16 protein-coding genes are annotated in these 15,357 nt (G+C 67.8%); 7 read left to right on the forward strand and 9 right to left on the reverse strand.

Annotated features, from left to right (window positions below):
- Positions 1-3: 3 nt before the first annotated feature.
- The 6 genes from DEU38_RS00970 to DEU38_RS00995 form a co-directional block, all read right to left on the reverse strand.
- The gene (locus DEU38_RS00970; protein WP_114718257.1) at positions 4-1,308 is read right to left on the reverse strand and encodes a HAMP domain-containing sensor histidine kinase; all 1,305 of its coding nucleotides are present in this window, start codon (positions 1,306-1,308) and stop codon (positions 4-6) included.
- Positions 1,305-2,006, reverse strand: coding sequence for a response regulator transcription factor (locus DEU38_RS00975; protein ID WP_114718258.1), 702 nt, complete (start codon positions 2,004-2,006; stop codon positions 1,305-1,307). The genes DEU38_RS00970 and DEU38_RS00975 overlap by 4 nt, the downstream gene beginning before the upstream one ends.
- A gap of 22 nt (positions 2,007-2,028) precedes the next feature.
- A complete protein-coding gene (locus DEU38_RS00980) occupies positions 2,029-2,430 on the reverse strand; it encodes a hypothetical protein (RefSeq protein ID WP_114718259.1) in 402 nt (133 codons plus the stop codon).
- 108 nt (positions 2,431-2,538) lie between these two features.
- The gene (locus tag DEU38_RS00985; RefSeq protein ID WP_114718260.1) at positions 2,539-3,402 is read right to left on the reverse strand and encodes an LLM class F420-dependent oxidoreductase; all 864 of its coding nucleotides are present in this window, start codon (positions 3,400-3,402) and stop codon (positions 2,539-2,541) included.
- A 28-nt stretch (positions 3,403-3,430) separates the two neighbouring features.
- The gene (gene pnuC / locus DEU38_RS00990) at positions 3,431-4,111 is read right to left on the reverse strand and encodes a nicotinamide riboside transporter PnuC (protein WP_114718261.1); all 681 of its coding nucleotides are present in this window, start codon (positions 4,109-4,111) and stop codon (positions 3,431-3,433) included.
- Positions 4,111-5,799 carry a peptide chain release factor 3 gene (locus DEU38_RS00995; protein ID WP_114718262.1) on the reverse strand — a complete coding sequence of 563 codons (1,689 nt, stop codon included), beginning with the start codon at positions 5,797-5,799 and terminating at the stop codon, positions 4,111-4,113. The genes pnuC and DEU38_RS00995 overlap by 1 nt, the downstream gene beginning before the upstream one ends.
- 252 nt (positions 5,800-6,051) lie before the next feature.
- Here DEU38_RS00995 and DEU38_RS01000 point away from each other — a divergent pair, with 252 nt between their 5' ends.
- From DEU38_RS01000 to DEU38_RS01015, 5 genes are all read left to right on the forward strand, one after another.
- Positions 6,052-7,680: a fatty acyl-AMP ligase gene (locus DEU38_RS01000; protein ID WP_114718263.1), complete on the forward strand. Its 1,629-nt coding sequence runs from the start codon at positions 6,052-6,054 to the stop codon at positions 7,678-7,680.
- Positions 7,681-7,920: 240 nt separating this feature from the next.
- Positions 7,921-8,067: a hypothetical protein gene (locus DEU38_RS28230; RefSeq protein ID WP_181818641.1), complete on the forward strand. Its 147-nt coding sequence runs from the start codon at positions 7,921-7,923 to the stop codon at positions 8,065-8,067.
- Positions 8,064-8,846, forward strand: coding sequence for a hypothetical protein (locus DEU38_RS01005; protein ID WP_114718264.1), 783 nt, complete (start codon positions 8,064-8,066; stop codon positions 8,844-8,846). Before DEU38_RS28230 ends, DEU38_RS01005 begins: the two co-directional genes overlap by 4 nt.
- Positions 8,840-9,415, forward strand: a complete 576-nt coding sequence (locus DEU38_RS01010) for a hypothetical protein (protein WP_147283435.1) — start codon at positions 8,840-8,842, stop codon at positions 9,413-9,415. The genes DEU38_RS01005 and DEU38_RS01010 overlap by 7 nt, the downstream gene beginning before the upstream one ends.
- Positions 9,416-9,477: 62 nt before the next feature.
- The gene (locus tag DEU38_RS01015; RefSeq protein WP_147283436.1) at positions 9,478-10,284 is read left to right on the forward strand and encodes a hypothetical protein; all 807 of its coding nucleotides are present in this window, start codon (positions 9,478-9,480) and stop codon (positions 10,282-10,284) included.
- 1 nt (position 10,285) lies between these two features.
- Here the strand turns inward: DEU38_RS01015 and DEU38_RS01020 are convergent, their stop codons facing one another.
- The gene (locus DEU38_RS01020; RefSeq protein ID WP_114718267.1) at positions 10,286-11,140 is read right to left on the reverse strand and encodes an RNase H family protein; all 855 of its coding nucleotides are present in this window, start codon (positions 11,138-11,140) and stop codon (positions 10,286-10,288) included.
- A gap of 199 nt (positions 11,141-11,339) precedes the next feature.
- Here DEU38_RS01020 and DEU38_RS01025 point away from each other — a divergent pair, with 199 nt between their 5' ends.
- On the forward strand, positions 11,340-11,810 hold the full coding sequence (locus tag DEU38_RS01025; protein WP_114718268.1) for a hypothetical protein: 471 nt from the start codon (positions 11,340-11,342) through the stop codon (positions 11,808-11,810).
- 492 nt (positions 11,811-12,302) lie between these two features.
- On the forward strand, positions 12,303-13,868 hold the full coding sequence (locus DEU38_RS01030) for an HNH endonuclease signature motif containing protein (protein ID WP_114718269.1): 1,566 nt from the start codon (positions 12,303-12,305) through the stop codon (positions 13,866-13,868).
- Between the two features lie 21 nt (positions 13,869-13,889).
- Here the strand turns inward: DEU38_RS01030 and pth are convergent, their stop codons facing one another.
- Positions 13,890-14,468 (reverse strand): aminoacyl-tRNA hydrolase, encoded by a 579-nt coding sequence (pth, locus tag DEU38_RS01035; RefSeq protein ID WP_114718270.1) that lies wholly within the window; start codon positions 14,466-14,468, stop codon positions 13,890-13,892.
- Positions 14,469-14,593: 125 nt separating this feature from the next.
- The gene (locus DEU38_RS01040) at positions 14,594-15,193 is read right to left on the reverse strand and encodes a 50S ribosomal protein L25/general stress protein Ctc (RefSeq protein WP_114718271.1); all 600 of its coding nucleotides are present in this window, start codon (positions 15,191-15,193) and stop codon (positions 14,594-14,596) included.
- Positions 15,194-15,357 lie beyond the last annotated feature (164 nt).

Consider the following 15,357-nt stretch of genomic DNA (forward strand, 5'->3'; position numbering starts at 1 on the left):
CGGTCAGACGGTCACGGGCAGGTCGAGTTGCAGGCGTGCACCGCCGAGCGGACTCTCGGTCAGCGCGGCGGTGCCCCCGTGCAGTGACGCCTGCTGCGCGATCAGTGCGAGACCGAGCCCGGATCCCTCCGGGTGCGCGGACGATCCCCGTGCGAAGCGCTCGAACAGCGTCGCGCGTTCGTGCTCGGGCACACCGATCCCGTTGTCGTCGACCGCGATCGTGACACCACGGTCGCCGTTGTCGGCGACGGTGATCCGGACCCGGTCGGCGCGCCCGTGCCGGACGGCGTTGGTGACCGCGTTCTCGAGTACCAGGCGAAGCCCCGACGGTAGCCCGCGCATCGGCAGGGACGGTGGGGTGGAGAGTTCGACGGCCACGTCGGGCAGGCGCCGGGCCGACTCCTGCACGCATCGGTCCGCCAGTTCCACCAGGTCGAGATCCTCGTGATCGTCGGCGTCGGACAGCTCACCGACGGCCAGGCTCTCGAGGTCCGACAGGGTGTTCTCGATCTGTCGTTCGGTGGCCAGCACGTCGCGGATGATCTCGGCGCGCTGCTCGTCGGACAGGGGCATCGTGGCGAGCACCTCGAGGTCGGTGCGCATCGAGGTGAGCGGGGTGCGCAGTTCGTGGGCGGAGACGGCCGCGAAGTCGCGTGCCGACCCGAGTGCTGACTGTGTCCGGCTCTGCGCCTTGCCGATTCGGGTCAACATGTGTCCGATGGCGTCGGCGAGCTCCTCCGCCTCGCGTGCCCCGCGGATGTCGGGGAGGGCGGCGGGCAGTTCGTCGCCGACGGTGTGGGTGGCCGCGGCGAGCCGCTGCAAGGGGCGTACCGCCCGCCCGGCCAGCAGCCAGCCGAGCCCGGCCGCGGCCGCGATGGCGACGATGGCGGCGCCGGCCACCTGCCACTGCTGATCGCGGATCGCGCGGCTCAGCGCGTCCTCGGGAACCGAGACGGCGACCAACGTGCCGGCCGCGCCGGTGATCGGGACGTCCTTGGCGCGGACGGCAGCACCGTCGATCGTGGTCGCGCGGACAGAGTCGGTGACTTCCGCGGCGGGGGTCGCGACGACCACCGGGTCGCGCTCGGCGAGGGGTGAAGTGGGTGCGGCGCCGAATCCCGAGACCGCCGACTCGGACGGCACAGTCAGCGACACCGAGTCCAGGGTGCGATCGAGTTGTTCGGAACTGTTGACGCGCAGGAACACCGCGAAGGCGAATCCGATCGCGGCGATCACGATGGTGGCGGCGAGCGCCGCGACGAGGGCGACGCGGGCCCGCAGGGACAGTGAGCGTCGGCGCGGGCTCACGGCTGATCCCGTAACACGAATCCGACTCCTCGCACGGTGTGCAGCACGCGGGGCATCCCGTTCGCCTCCAGCTTCTTTCGCAGGTACGTCACGAAGACGTCGACGACGTTGGTGTCCGCGTCGAAGTCGTAGCCCCACACCAGTCGCAGCAGCTGAACCCGGCTGAGGACGATCCCCGCGTTCTCCGCGAGGACGGCGAGCAGGTCGAACTCGCGTTTGGTCAGCTCGACGCGCTCACCCCTCGCGCGGACACGTCGGCCGGGCAGATCCATCTCGAGCTCGCCGACGGTGACCACACCTGCCGGGACGTCCTTGCGGGGTGCCCTGCGCAGCAGTGCGCGCAGTCGGGCGACCAACTCACCCAGCTCGAACGGCTTGGTGAGATAGTCGTCGGCGCCGGCCTCGAGTCCCGCGATCCGATCGCCGACCGTGCTGCGGGCGCTGAGGACGCAGATCGGGACGTCGTTGCCCATCGCGCGCAGAGCGGTGACGACGCTGACGCCGTCCAGGCCCGGCATGTTGACGTCGAGGACGATCGCGTCCGGGTTCGACGAGCTCACGGCCCGCAGCGCGGAGGCCCCGTCCGGCGCGGTCTCGAGGTCGAAACCGGACAGGCGGAGCCCCCGTGTGAGGGATGACAGGACCTTGGGGTCGTCGTCGACGAGCAGGATACGGGCGCTATCGGTCACTGGATCCATAGTGCCCGGTCCCTCAGGTTACTCAGCAGGCGCGCGCTGTGATCATCGCCGTGTCGGCGCTGTCGGTCGTCGCCGTGACGGCGGGTGCGGCGTCGGCCTCGATGTACGCGGCTTCGCTGAGCTCGGCAGCGGCAGTGCTTTCCGTGGACGCGCCGGCCTCGGTGACCACCGGACCGTTCTCGGCGCTGTCCGCGATCAGCTTCTGGATCTCCTCCTCCGACAGGTTCTCGGTCGAGCACGCTTCGGTGAGTTCCGCGGCGGGGGCGGAGTCGGTCGGGGAGGTGACGGCCACCGGCTCGCCGGAGGGAAGGGAGTTCTGCGCCCAGGCGACGCCGGGGACCGCGAGGGCACCGGCCGCGGCGATGCTCGCGGCGGCGACGGCGATCTTGCGGCGTGTGACGTTGCGGATGAGGGACTTGGTCATGGTCGGACTCCTCGCTCGGTGTCGGAGCCCCGGTGGCCCCGACACCAGCCAAGTTATGGGCGCAAAACTCGGCTCCTGTTAGCGAAGTCTTAGGGGTTGATTAGAGAATCACGGGCGCGCGATCCCGAGCGCCGCGGCCAGCTCCCGCAGCGCAGGAAGCGGATCTCCGGCCATCGGCAGTACCTGGATCGCTACGTGATCGGCGCCTGCATCGAGATGCTCGGTGAGCCGGGGCGCGATGGTGGCGGCGTCGCCGTGCGCGACGAGGGCGTCGATGACGCGGTCGCTGCCGCCGTTGTCGAGTTCGGCGGTCGGGAAGCCGAGACGTTCGAGGTTGCGGCGGTAGTTGCGCAGGTGCAGGTACGGGTTCTCGACGGCCTCGCGGCCGGTCGCCCGGGCGGCGTCCGAGTCGGTACCCAACACCACCTTCTGTTCCGGTGCCAGCAGCGCGTCCGGGCCCAGCACCTCGCGGGCCTCGCGGGTGTGCTGCGGTGTCGTCAGGTACGGGTGCGCCCCGGCGGAGCGGTCCGCGGCCAGCTTCAGGACCTTCGGACCGAGGGCGGCGAGCACGCGCCGCTGCACCGGGACGCCGGCGTCGTCCAGGACGTCGAGGTAACGGACCAGGGCCTCGTAGGGCCGCTCGGCACCCATGCCGGGCACCTCCGGGTGGCCGACGCCGATCCCGAGCACGAACCGTCCGGGATGGCGAGATTCGATGCGGTGGTACGACTTCGCCACCTCGTCGGCGGGTGCGGCGAAGATGTTCACGATGCCCGTCGCGACCGTGATCTTCTCGGTGCCCGCCACGAGGTCCTCGATCACCTGCAGATCCGCCGGGGGAGACCCGCCCGCCCAGATAGCGCCGTATCCGAGGCGCTCGATTTCCGCGCCCACCTCGGGTGGCAGACCGAAGGCGTGACGCCAGACGCCGAACGCGCCGAAGTGCAAGGGCTCTGCTGTGTCCTGTGTCATACCCGCTGCAACGGGACCGGTCGGTGGTTCATTCCTGACGCGGCGCGGCGTCGGTGGTTTCCGGCTGGGCGACGGTCCGCCGCTGGATCCGCAGCCACACCGCGAAACCCCACAGCACAAACCCCGCGTACACGAGATACAGGATCGCCGACGGGTAGTAGCCGCCGCTGAAGAGCAGCGGAACGCCCACCACGTCGACGCCGATCCAGATCAGCCAGAACTCCGTCCACCCTCGGGCCATGCCGAACGTCGCGAGGATGGAACCGGTGAAGATCCACGCGTCGGGCCACGGGCCCCACGAGCCCAGCATCTCGAAGACCTTCGCGAACACGACGGTGCCCACCGCCATCGTGGCGATCATCGCGACCCGTTGTCGCGTCGACGCCCAGTGCGGGAGCACCGCCTTGCCGGAGTCGTGCCGCGACGCCGCCCACCGCGTCCAGCCGTACGCGCTGACCATGATGAACAGCAGTTGCCGCCCGGCCTGCCCGTACAGGTTGAGGTCCTGTGGGGTGTGGAACAGCGCACCCATGAACACCGTGAACAGCAGGGCGTTGCCGATGATGCCCACCGGCCACGCCCACACGACGCGCTTCATGCCGCCGATCGCGGACGCGATGCCGAAACCGTTCCCGATGATCTCGCGCCACAGGATCGTGGCGCCGCCGATGTGCAGTTCGGCGTCGAACAGCGTCTGCAGAACGCTCACTAGTCGCCTGCGGCCACGAGCGGCTCGAGCGTGAGCTCCGGCATCTCCTTCTGGATGTACTGCAGGCGCCACTTGTCGCTGAACAGCGCGAGCAACACGCCGTCGGTGCGGGTGAAGACCTCCACGCCGCGCTGGCGGCCCAGCTCGACGGCGGACTCGGCGTCGGTGCGGCGGCACAGCGCGTAGCCGAGCGGCTCCATCCGTGCCTCGACGTTGAACTCGGCCTTCATCCGGGCCGCGACCACCTCGAACTGCATGGGGCCGACGGCCGCCATGACGGGCGACGCGTCGCCGCGGATGTCGTTTCGCAGGATCTGCACGACGCCCTCGGATTCGAGCTGGTCGACGGCGCGGCGGAACTGCTTGTACTTGCTGGCGCTCTCGGCGCGCAGCACCGAGAAGTGCTCGGGCGCGAACGACGGGATCGGCGGGAACTCCACCTTCTTGTCGGTGAACAGCGTGTGGCCCGGCGCCAGCGCGTTGGCGTTGACGAGGCCGACGATGTCGCCGGGGTAGGCGTTCTCGACAGTGGTGCGGTCGCGCCCGAAGACCGTCAGCGCGTACTTGGTCGCGAACGGCTTGCCGGTCTGCGCGTGCGTGACGACCATGCCGCGCTCGAACACACCGGACACCACGCGCATGAACGCGAGGCGGTCGCGGTGCGCGGTGTCCATGCCGGCCTGCACCTTGAACACGACGGCGCTGAACGGGTCGGTGACTTCGCGCGGCTTGTCGGCGATGTCCTTGCGCGCACCCGGCGGCGGCGCGAGCGCGACGAGAGTGTCGAGGATCTGACGGACGCCGAAGTTCAGCATCGCCGACGCGAAGATCACCGGCGAGGTCTGGCCCGCGAGGAACAGCTCCTGGTCGTGATCCTGGCCGCTCGCCGAGAGCAGTTCGCTCTCCTCGGCCGCGGTCACCCATTCGTCGCTCTCGCGAGCCGCGGCCGCGTCGGCGTCGAGGATCTCCTCGGGAGCGATCTTCGCGCCACCGGCGGTGCGGGTGAAGCGGATGTATTCGACGGGCTCGCCCGCAGCGTCTCCCAGGCCGCGGCGCAGCAGACCGCGGAAGTCGCCCGCGATGCCGACCGGCCAGTACAGCGGGGTGGGGACGAGGCCGATACGGTCGTTGATCTCGTCGAGCAGTTCCAGCGGCGTGCGGCCCGGGCGGTCCCACTTGTTGATCACGGTGATGACCGGGATGCCGCGGTGGCGACAGACCTGGAACAGCTTCAGGGTCTGCGGCTCGAGGCCCTTGGCGGCGTCGATGAGCATCACGGCCGCGTCGACAGCGGTGAGCACGCGGTAGGTGTCCTCCGAGAAGTCGGAGTGACCGGGGGTATCGACGAGGTTGATGACGTTGATCTGGTCGTCAGGGGTCTCGTCGGAGTGGTAGTTGAACTGCAGCGCCGTCGACGACACCGAGATGCCGCGAGCCTTCTCCATCTCCATCCAGTCGGAGACGGTCGACTTACGGCCGGCCTTGCCGTGCACGGCGCCGGCCTCGGAGATCATCTTCGCGTGCAGCGCGAGAGCCTCGGTCAGAGTCGACTTACCGGCGTCGGGATGAGAGATGACGGCGAACGTGCGCCGCCGGGTGGCCTCGGCCTTCAGGGACTTGGGAACGGCACCCGTAGTGGACGCCGTCTCGGCGGTGGTGAGCTCGGCCGAGTCGGGCGCGCTAGTCAACGGGTGAGCCTCTCAGGTTCGTGGTCGGAGTCCGGGCGATGAAGCGGTGGTGAGAAACCGATACCAGGGTACGCGGGCGCTGTGCTGGGGTCCGAGGTCGGCACCGCCGACTGGGTCCGAGGTCGGCACCGCCGACTGGGTCCGAGGTCAGCACCGCCGACGGGTAACAGGTCGGCACCGCTTGTGGATATACGTGTCGGGAACCGGGGGAGACAGTCGTAGTGTCCCGACAGGGACCGGCAGGAGTTTGCGATGAGCAAGTTCACCGACGAGATGTATTCCACGGCCGCGGCGAGTTCGCAGGCCCTGATCACCGGCGAACCCGACGCGCCGCTGCGCCAGGAGTGGGGCGAGGTCCACGCGATTGCGCGCCGCATGGCCGGTGCGCTCGCCGACGCCGGGATCGAGCACGGCGACGCGATCGGCGTTCTGGCCGGCATGCCCGTCGATATCGCCCCGGCCTGTCAGGCGACGTGGATGCGGGGCGCGTCGGTGACGATGCTCCACCAGCCCACGCCGCGTACCGACCTGCAGGTGTGGGTGCAGGACACCGAGATGATCATCAGGATGATCGCGGCGACCGCGGTGATCATCGGGTCGCCCTTCGAGGCGGCGGTCCCGTTGCTGATCGAGCGCGGGATCAGGGTCGTGACCATCGACGAGATGCGTGCGGGCGGTGAGATCGACCCGGTCGACACGTCCGAGACCGACATTGCGTTGCAGCAGTTGACCTCCGGGGCCACCGGTTCGCCGAAGGCCGTGCAGCTCACGCACGGCAACTTCTACGCCAACGCCTACGCGATGATCGACCGCGTCAAGTTCAACCCCGACCGCGACGTCATGATCAGCTGGCTGCCCCTGTTCCACGACATGGGCATGATCGCCTTCCTCGCCGTGCCGATGCAGATCGGCGCCACCACGGTCCACATCACCCCGATCGACTTCCTGAATGCGCCGCTGCTGTGGGCGGAACTGATGGGGAAGTATCGTGGAACCCTCACCGCGGCACCGAATTTCGCGTACTCTCTGCTCGCCCGCCGGTTGGCGCAGGCGCCCGAGGGCGAGTACGACCTGTCGACCATGCGGTGCCTGCTCAACGGAGCCGAGCCGGTCGATCCCGACACGATGATCGCGCTCGCCGAGGCCGGCGCCCGATTCGGCCTGGATCCGATGGCGCTCGCCCCGACGTACGGGATGGCCGAGGTGACCCTCGCGGTGTCGGTGCCCGAACCCGGGCAGGGCATGGTGCTCGACCACGTCGACCCGGACCTCTTGGAGGCCGGCGGAATGGCGGTGCGCTCCAACCGAAGTAACGCTCGACCCCTCCCGACGCTGGGGCCGCTGGTGCCGGGACTCGAGGGGCGGGTGGTCGCGCGGGACGGGTTGGAGTTGCCGCGCCGCGCCGTCGGCGTGATCGAACTGCGTGGAAAGTCCGTCACGCCCGGCTATCTCACCGTCGACGGGCCGGTGCCGACGCAGGACGACGACGGCTGGATCAACACCGGCGACATCGGCTACTTCACCGAGGACGGGCTGGTCGTGGTGTGCGGACGCGTCAAGGACGTCATCATCATGGGCGGCCGCAACATCTATCCCACCGACATCGAGCGCGCCGCCGGATCGGTCGCGGGGGTGCGCCCCGGCAACGCAGTCGCGATCCGCCTCGATGCCGGCGACAAGCGGGAGAGCTTCGCAGTTGCTGTGGAGACCAACGCAATCGACGACGAGGATGAGGTGAAGCGGATCGAGCGGGAGGTCGCGCACGCCGTGGTCTCCGAGGTCGGCGTCCGCCCGCGCAACGTCGCGGTCCTCGGGCCCGGGTCGATCCCGAAGACCTCGTCGGGCAAGCTTCGACGGTCGAGTTCGATCAGCCTGCTCTGACGGAAGGTTTTGCCCCGCAGCGGGTGCTGTGCAATCCTGTCCGGACCGATCGGCAGGGGGCCGGCCGGTGGGGGATTCGGCGCAGGGGGAACTGTTCGATGCTCGTAGACCAGGCGGTTCTGCGTGCCTTCGCGCGGGAGACATCGGAGACGGCGGACGCGATCGCGCGCACGGATCTGCGTGAACCGATCGTCTCCGGGACCGCCGGAATGCCGGGGTCGACGTCGGGAGGCACGGGCGGTGAGCGATTTCGTCTCCGCATCGGCCCGCGCGCTCGCCGACGGCTACGCCGGCCTCGCGTCGACCGCCTCCGGCAATGCCGATTCCTACGAGGTGTCCGACGAGGACTTCGCGGTATCGGTCAGGAAGGTGCTGCCCGCGTCATGATTCCGTCACGAACGCGCCTGTCGTCGTGGACACTCGACGCACTCGCTTCCGGAGCGCAGGTCCTCCGCGAGCGCGGCACTCGCGTCGAGGACGCCGCGGTCTCCGTCGACGCGCGGTGCAACGACCTCCCTGAGATGCGGGCGTGGGACGGTGTCGCGCAGGTCGCCGCGGCCGACGCGTTCGGGCGGGCGAAGCGAAAGGCGGCCGACGTCCACGATCTGGCGTCAGCCCTCGCCGCTGCCATGGAACAGGGCTTCTATGGGCTGTCGGCGGCCAAGAGCTCACTCCTCGGCCGGGTGGCTGAACTGGAGGCCGGGCCGTTCGAGGTGTCCGATCGCTGGGTGGTGACCCTGAAGCCGATCGAGATGTCGGCAGAGTCGGCCGCCGAACTTATCGCGCAGCGCAACGCCCACCAGGCGAACCTCAACCCGTTGATGTTCGCCGTGGGGCGGGCCGACGACGAACTGTCGGACGCGATGCGGGCTGCCGCGTCGAAGTATGGGCTGGTGGAGTCGGATCCGAGTGCGAGTCCGTTCCTGGCGCTCGCGGCGCTCATCGCCGAACCTGTCTCCGACGTGCCGATGACGGCAGGTATTCCGCTGCTCGACTATCAGCAGCAGGAACGAGACCTCGATGCCCCCGTCACCGTCGCGCGCACCGAATCCTCGCTAGGGGCACACGGCGAGAAGACGACGACGGCGTTCATGCAGGACGGAAGCTGGAAGGTGTTCACCGAATCCAGCACCTTCGCCGGCTCATGGAGGAACGTCCCATGCTGATCCAGGAGGACTACGACCCGGACGGCACTCGCGTGCCCACGACCAAGACCTACGAGATGGACTCGGGAAGCAAGGTCACATCGATCACCTACGCGGATCAGACCCGCATCGAGACCACCGAGTACACGAATGGTGAGATGCGAACCAGGATCTATCCGGAAGGGAAGGAGCCGCAAGAACTCCCACCGGACAGCGAGTTCTTCACCCACCCGGCGCTGACCACCGCCGGAGGCGCCCTGTCGGCTGTCGAATCGCAGACCGGCAGCGCGGTCAAAAATGCGATACCGCATGTCGTGTCCGATACCGTGGAGAACCTGCACTACGGAGCGAAATACGGCGGGCCGGCGCTCGCCGTCGGCACTGCACTCTGGGACGTCTACGCCGCGGATTCGCCGGAAGCGAAGTGCCAGGCGGCAATAGCGGGAGCGGCGGGGACCGCGGGTGGCTGGGCTGGTGGGGCGGGCCTGGGTGCAGCTTTCGGGCCGGCGGGCGCCGCCGTGGGGGGTGTCGGTGGCGCATGGCTCTTCGGATGGTTGGGATCCGAGCTGGGAAAGGCTGTGTGCTACTGATGGATTCTCAATGGAGCAGTGCGGAATCTTCTGTCCCGGCCGGTTGGGTGTACTCGCGGAAGATGCGTTGGCTCTCCTTCACGGGTTTGGCGATAGCGGCCTTCTTTGCGCTGCTGTGGGCTTGGCAGACCGTCGCAGCGGCTGTCGAAAGCAGGTTCGGATACCTCTGGTTCTATCTACCCGCATTCGTCGGACTGATGCTCATGTGCGTGCCAGGCATCGAGGTGATCAGTGCCCGAATGAGGACCGGAGTTAGTCGGGAATCAATCGCATTCGATTCGGGAGAGACGATCGTCTCGGGGAACAGACTGTCGGCCTGGACACTCCCGAGCGCTCTCTTCGCTGGAGCCGTTGCTTGTCTAGCCTTTTCGATCGGAATGTTCACCCACGCCTACACCTTTCCGATGACTGCCGGTCAGGAGTTGTACTTTCCATGCATCGTCGGAGCGATGGGATTGTGGTTCCTGGTCTATGTCGCCCTCCTCACGACCGGACAACTGAAGTATCCCCGGATCGTCTGTACGCCCGAAGTTGTGAGCGTGAGCCGCGGCAGCGAGACGCAGTCGGTTGAGTGGAAGCGTATCGAGAATCTAGAGGCGATCAGTCTTCGTGAATACCAGCGGAACTCCGCAATCAGAATCTCCGTAGGGAAGGGGGACCGGCCGACTGCGGTCAAGCACTACCGTGGACCGTTTGCGAGTGTGCTGAAGTCTCCGCCGACGATCACGATCAAGGCCGACCAGTTCGATGTCGGCGCGGTGCCGTTGTACTGGTTCCTCCGCTACTACCTCGAGCATCCGGAGGGCCGGCCGGAGTTGGCCGACGGGCGTGCCGTCGACCGACTCCTGAGCGGCGCTCTGATGGCCTGAATCAGGCTGCGGCGAAGACAGGTTCGACGATGCGCTCCGCGATCGCCTGGCGAATCTCGGTCGGGATCTGCGCCTCGTGGGCGCGTCGGACCGCCACGGCGAGCCGGTCGGCGGTCTCGTTCAGGAGGTGTCCACTGTGCCCGCGCACCCAGGAGAATCGGATGTCCCGTCCCCGCATCGACTCTCGGATCCGATCCGCGACGGCCTTGGCTTCACCGTCGGGGCGCAGTGGCCAGTCCGATTGCAGCACCCCGAGATGCTGCAGCGCAGTGCGACTGTCGGAGAGGATACGGAGCCGGCGATCGGTGAATCGGTCGATCGCGAGCTCGATCGCGAGCAGTTCACCGGCCGGCACCGACTTGACGTTCGGGACCATCCGCTGATGACGATCGCCCTCTTCGCTCACACAGGCCACGCCGACTCCCCGGCGGCGTGACTTGGAGGCATCCGTCGCGACGGTCAGCTCCGGCAACGCGGCGATCCGCAGGCGCTCGAGCTCTTCGTGTGCGGCCATCCGCGTGCCGGCATCGTTATCGAGGACGTCGAGAGCAACGCGTGAGAGTTCCGCGACGGCGCCTCGGGCCACCCCGGCGATCTTGACGGACGGGAACGCGTCGAGGACGTCGCCGATCTCCTTGCGGAGGGTGTTGTCGGTGAGGTGGAGCAGAGTGGGGTCCGCGCCGGTGGAGACGTCGAGGAGGAACGAGAACGCGTCGAGCGCCGCCGCGAAGTACGAGGCGTCGGTCGCATCGCCGCGGACGAACAGACGCGTGTGGGTTTCGTCGTTCGCCTGCCACACGGCGACGGCGCGGGCGAGGCCGCCGTCAAGGCAGCGGTTCTTGCGGGCGTGGATCACAGCAAGCAAGGGCTTCTCCTTCGGTTCGGGGAACACCGAACAGAATGCCCGGTACGTCCGACAGAAGGCGGTGCCGCATGACGGTCTGAGACCTGCTGCCGAACCTTCGTGTTCGGACGCGGTCATAGCTGTCGGTGGCCCCTGTCACACTTGCGGCGTCGCTCCGGCGACCCTCCAGTCCACCCACACCAGGAAGCTCATGAACGCCGTAACCTCGTACCTTCGCGTCCTAGCCGGATTCTTCGCCGGTGTTGCGACGTGGCTGGCGATCGTCAGTCTCGTGCAGCTCGATTTCGGCTCGGTCGTGATCTTCCTGGTCATGGCCGCGGGGCTCTGGTACCTCGCCATCGGGCGGTTGATCCGGAACCGCTTTGCCCGAGTCAAGGCCGCGAACGCGGCGCTCGCTGCCCGGGCGCAGGCCGGCCACGAGGCGTTTCTCGCCGGGGATTCTTCTGCGGCCTTCGCCCTGCCGCCGGAGTTGCCGGAGAGAAGGCCCGTTCGCCGAGGCGTCGTCATTGCGTCCGTCGTCGCTGCCGGCTTCGTCCTGATCGGGATCGTCGGCGACATCAGCGACGGACTCGACGAAGATTCCTCGACGGCCGGCACAACCAGTACTTCCACGATTCCCGTGCCGACGCCTGCATCACCGGCACCGGCCCCGCCCGCATAGCTCGTGCAGCAATCGATGTCGGCAGCTTCCGCAGGTCGGCGAACAATCCTGCTGGTGGCGCAGGACAGGGTTCAGGAAGTCGGCGTGGCATCCTCGCGGAGCGAGGACGCACCGGCAGGGGACGCATGTAGGTTTTCGGCGCAGCTGCCCACGACGGCAGTTCGCTACGTCCGTGGAACAGTCGTCGACGGAAGGGCGTAACTCATATCCGTGATCGGGGTGCTTCTCCTCGCGATCGGCACTGTGGGAACCATCAGCTCCATACTGTTCGGCGCCGTCTTCGTCGGCCAGTGGGCGATGGTTTCGGCAGTGGCTTTCGTGATGATCGGGGTGGCGGGAGCCCTCCTCGTCGGGGCGAAACGCTAGCTCGATGCGGCGTCGTTCTTGTGTACCTCCAAGTGTCGTAGCCGCTCGACAACGACTGCAGGGGCACCCGGGTGAGATTTCTGCAAACACCTGAGGTTGTCGCGGGGGACGGCTATCATCGAACTTATGTTCGAAATGGGGGTGTTGAGTGAGGCGGACGCAGATGTCGCCGCCGTGCTCGTCGAGCGGCACGTTCGCATTGCGCGTGAGCAGTTTTGTGAGATCGATGCGTTCACAACGCTGTTCGTCACCCGCTGCGAAGAAGATGCACGTCTCGGCAGAAACGAGGCGCACCATGGCGAGTTCGCGCACGTCGAGGTGGCCGGCATCCTCGGGCTCACCGAGACGTCCGCACGCCGAATGATCGGGCTCGGCTGCGATCTGCGATGGCGCCTGCATCAGGTTCGTGCCCAGTTCCAGGCCGGCCGGATCGACCTCGCGAAAGCGCACGCCCTGTCGGAGGCGTTGGCGAACGTCTCCGACGACAAACTGGAGGAGATCGAGCGCTGTCTGCTCGACGGTGCGGCCCACGCGAGCACTACGCGACTCAAGGAACGCGCCCGACGTCTGATTGCGCGACTTGACCCCGACGGCGCACGTGAGCGGCGTCGACGCGCTGCCGAGGACCGCGACGTGCGCGTGATCGCCGGCGACCACGCGATGTCGCACCTCGACGGGCTGCTGCCCGCCGAGGGTGGTCGAATCGTCGCAACCCGGCTCCGGGCAATGACCTTCGACGTCTGCGGACTCGACCCTCGGACCCATGCGCAGCGCCGTGCAGATGCGCTCGTCGCACTCGCCGCCGGTCACACCCACCTCGAATGTCGTTGTGGTCGTGCGGACTGCGCCGCCCGCGCCGACATCACCGCCAACCATCGCGCCGGCGTCCAGGTGCAGGTGCTCGTGGGAGTCGACGCGTCGACCCTGCTGGGTTTCGACGATGCGCCGGGCTACCTGGCCGGCCACGGCGCGATAGACGCCGACCTTGCTCGCGAGCTCGCTGCGGACGCCACCTGGAAGCAGGTCCTCACGCTCTCCACCAGCGATCGCGACAGGCTCGCCGGCGACTGTCACACCGGGCCGGTCCTCGGAATCGGCCCCGCCCTTCCGTCCCCGGATCACTGCCCGCAGTCGGTCGCAGCTAGAACGCGAGAGCGATTGCGGGCGACAACCTATCGGCCGACTTCGCAATTGGCTGACATCATTCGGACGCGGGACGGCGTGTGCCGCTTCCCGAATTGCTCAGCGCCCGCTGGCGATTGCGACGTCGACCACACGATCCCGTTCGATCACGACAACCCCGATCGCGGCGGACTCACCGTCGAATCGAACCTCGCGTGCCTGTGTCGAACACACCATCGGCTCAAGACGCTCGGCTACTGGACCGTCCGGCAGGTCGGGCGAGGGCGCCTCGAGTGGACCGATCCCACCGGACGGGTCACCGTGACATATCCGCAAGGGCCGTTCTCGGGGTCGGCCACGCCGCCGAGTCTCCGAGACGGGCTCGACCACCGACTTGCCCATCGGCTCACCGACACTCGAACGATAGTGCGGCTCCGATACTCGAAGGCCGAACTCGACCTCGACTATCTCCTCGAAAGCTGGGTCCCCACGCGCCTCCGAGGGCGTAGAGCGTCGTTGCCGCCGGAACCGGCAGCGGCGGTCGATGATGAAGACACCCCGCCGTTCTGATTGTGGACCGGCTGCGCGCCCTCAGTGCAGCCGGTTCTGTGCGGCCTCCAGGCCGAGCTGGAGGACCAGTTCGGCAGCGTCGGCGGCTTCCTCGCAGACCAGGTCGAGTTCCTTGCGTTCGACGCTCGAGAACGGCTTGAGCACGTAGTCGGCGGGATCCTGACGTCCCGGGGGCCGGCCGATGCCGACGCGGGTGCGCAGGTAGTCCTTGGTGCCGAGGGAGTTCGAGATCGAGCGCAGCCCGTTGTGGCCGCCCTCGCCGCCGCCGAGCTTGAGGCGGATGGTGCCGAAGTCGAGGTCCAGTTCGTCGTGCACGACGACGATGTTCTCCGGCTCGACGGAGAAGAACCGGGCCAGACCGGATACCGCACCGCCCGACAGGTTCATGTACGACCGGGGCTTCGCGAGGATCACCTGCCGCCCAGCGATCCGGGTCTGGACGATCTCGGCGCCGCTGCGCTTGTGGGCGCTGAACTTTCCGCTCACTCGCCCGGCGAGCAGGTCGGCCACCATGAATCCGATGTTGTGGCGGGTCTTCTCGTACTGGGGCCCGGGGTTGCCCAGGCCGACCACCAACGCGGTGCCGTTCTCGTCGCTCACCGAGGTGTCCTTTCACGATCCGTGTCGTACGACGGCGGCGTCATACGACTGCAGCGCTACAAAGCAACGGCGCGCCGAACCCGAATCGGGTTCGGCGCGCCGCACGACGTTCAGCGTGGAGCTGCTCAGGCCTCTTCGGCCGGAGCCTCGGCAGCGGCCTCGGCCTCGGTGGGCTCGGCGGCCTGAGCGGCAACGATGTTGACGAGCAGCAGATCCGCATCGTCAGCCAGGGTTGCACCCTTCGGCAGCGTGACGCCACCGGCGAGGAACTGGGTGCCGATCTCGGCGCCCTCGATGGAGATCTCGACGTTCTCGGGGATGTGCAGCGCCTCGACCTCGAGCTTGATGGTGTTGGCCTCTTCGGTGACGAGCGCGCCGGGAGCAGCAACACCGGTGAGGACGACGGGAACCTCGACCGAGACCTTCTCGCCCTTCTGGACGATCAGCAGGTCGGTGTGCTCGATGTAGCGGCGGATCGGGTGGACGACGACCGACTTGGTCAGCGCCAGCTGCTCCTTGCCGTCGACCTCGAGCGTCATGACGACGTTGGTGCCGTGTGCGCGCAGGATGGCGGCGAACTCACGAGCCGGGAGGTTCAGGTGCTGCGGGTCGGTGCCGTGGCCGTACAGGACGGCGGGAACCTGGCCATCGCGACGAGCACGACGGGCGGCACCCTTACCGAACTCGGTACGCGCGGAGGCTACGAGGCGATTGGCGTCAGACATTTTGAACGGCTCCTACAACTCACGTGAGATTTCGCTGGCGGTCGGTCGTCGTCGCGGGAGAGGCGGACGGACACGGACGGCCGGGGAGCAGTGCAGACTGCTCGAGCGGAGCCGTAGCCGCGTCGATCACGGTGATTCAGCGTGAAAAAGTTCTTCGCGAATCG

This window comes from Rhodococcus sp. AG1013, assembly GCF_003350365.1.
Taxonomy (GTDB): domain Bacteria; phylum Actinomycetota; class Actinomycetes; order Mycobacteriales; family Mycobacteriaceae; genus Prescottella.

Bases quoted from the DNA above. Each gene is read 5' to 3' on its own strand.
- DEU38_RS00975 (WP_114718258.1), bottom strand. From the start codon at position 2,006: ATGGATCCAGTGACCGATAGCGCCCGTATCCTGCTCGTCGACGACGAC.
- DEU38_RS00980 (WP_114718259.1), bottom strand. From the start codon at position 2,430: ATGACCAAGTCCCTCATCCGCAACGTCACACGCCGCAAGATCGCCGTC.
- DEU38_RS00985 (WP_114718260.1), bottom strand. From the start codon at position 3,402: ATGACACAGGACACAGCAGAGCCCTTGCACTTCGGCGCGTTCGGCGTC.
- DEU38_RS01000 (WP_114718263.1), top strand. From the start codon at position 6,052: ATGAGCAAGTTCACCGACGAGATGTATTCCACGGCCGCGGCGAGTTCG.
- DEU38_RS01005 (WP_114718264.1), top strand. From the start codon at position 8,064: ATGATTCCGTCACGAACGCGCCTGTCGTCGTGGACACTCGACGCACTC.
- DEU38_RS01010 (WP_147283435.1), top strand. From the start codon at position 8,840: ATGCTGATCCAGGAGGACTACGACCCGGACGGCACTCGCGTGCCCACG.
- DEU38_RS01015 (WP_147283436.1), top strand. From the start codon at position 9,478: ATGCGTTGGCTCTCCTTCACGGGTTTGGCGATAGCGGCCTTCTTTGCG.
- DEU38_RS01025 (WP_114718268.1), top strand. From the start codon at position 11,340: ATGAACGCCGTAACCTCGTACCTTCGCGTCCTAGCCGGATTCTTCGCC.
- DEU38_RS01030 (WP_114718269.1), top strand. From the start codon at position 12,303: ATGTTCGAAATGGGGGTGTTGAGTGAGGCGGACGCAGATGTCGCCGCC.
- DEU38_RS01040 (WP_114718271.1), bottom strand. From the start codon at position 15,193: ATGTCTGACGCCAATCGCCTCGTAGCCTCCGCGCGTACCGAGTTCGGT.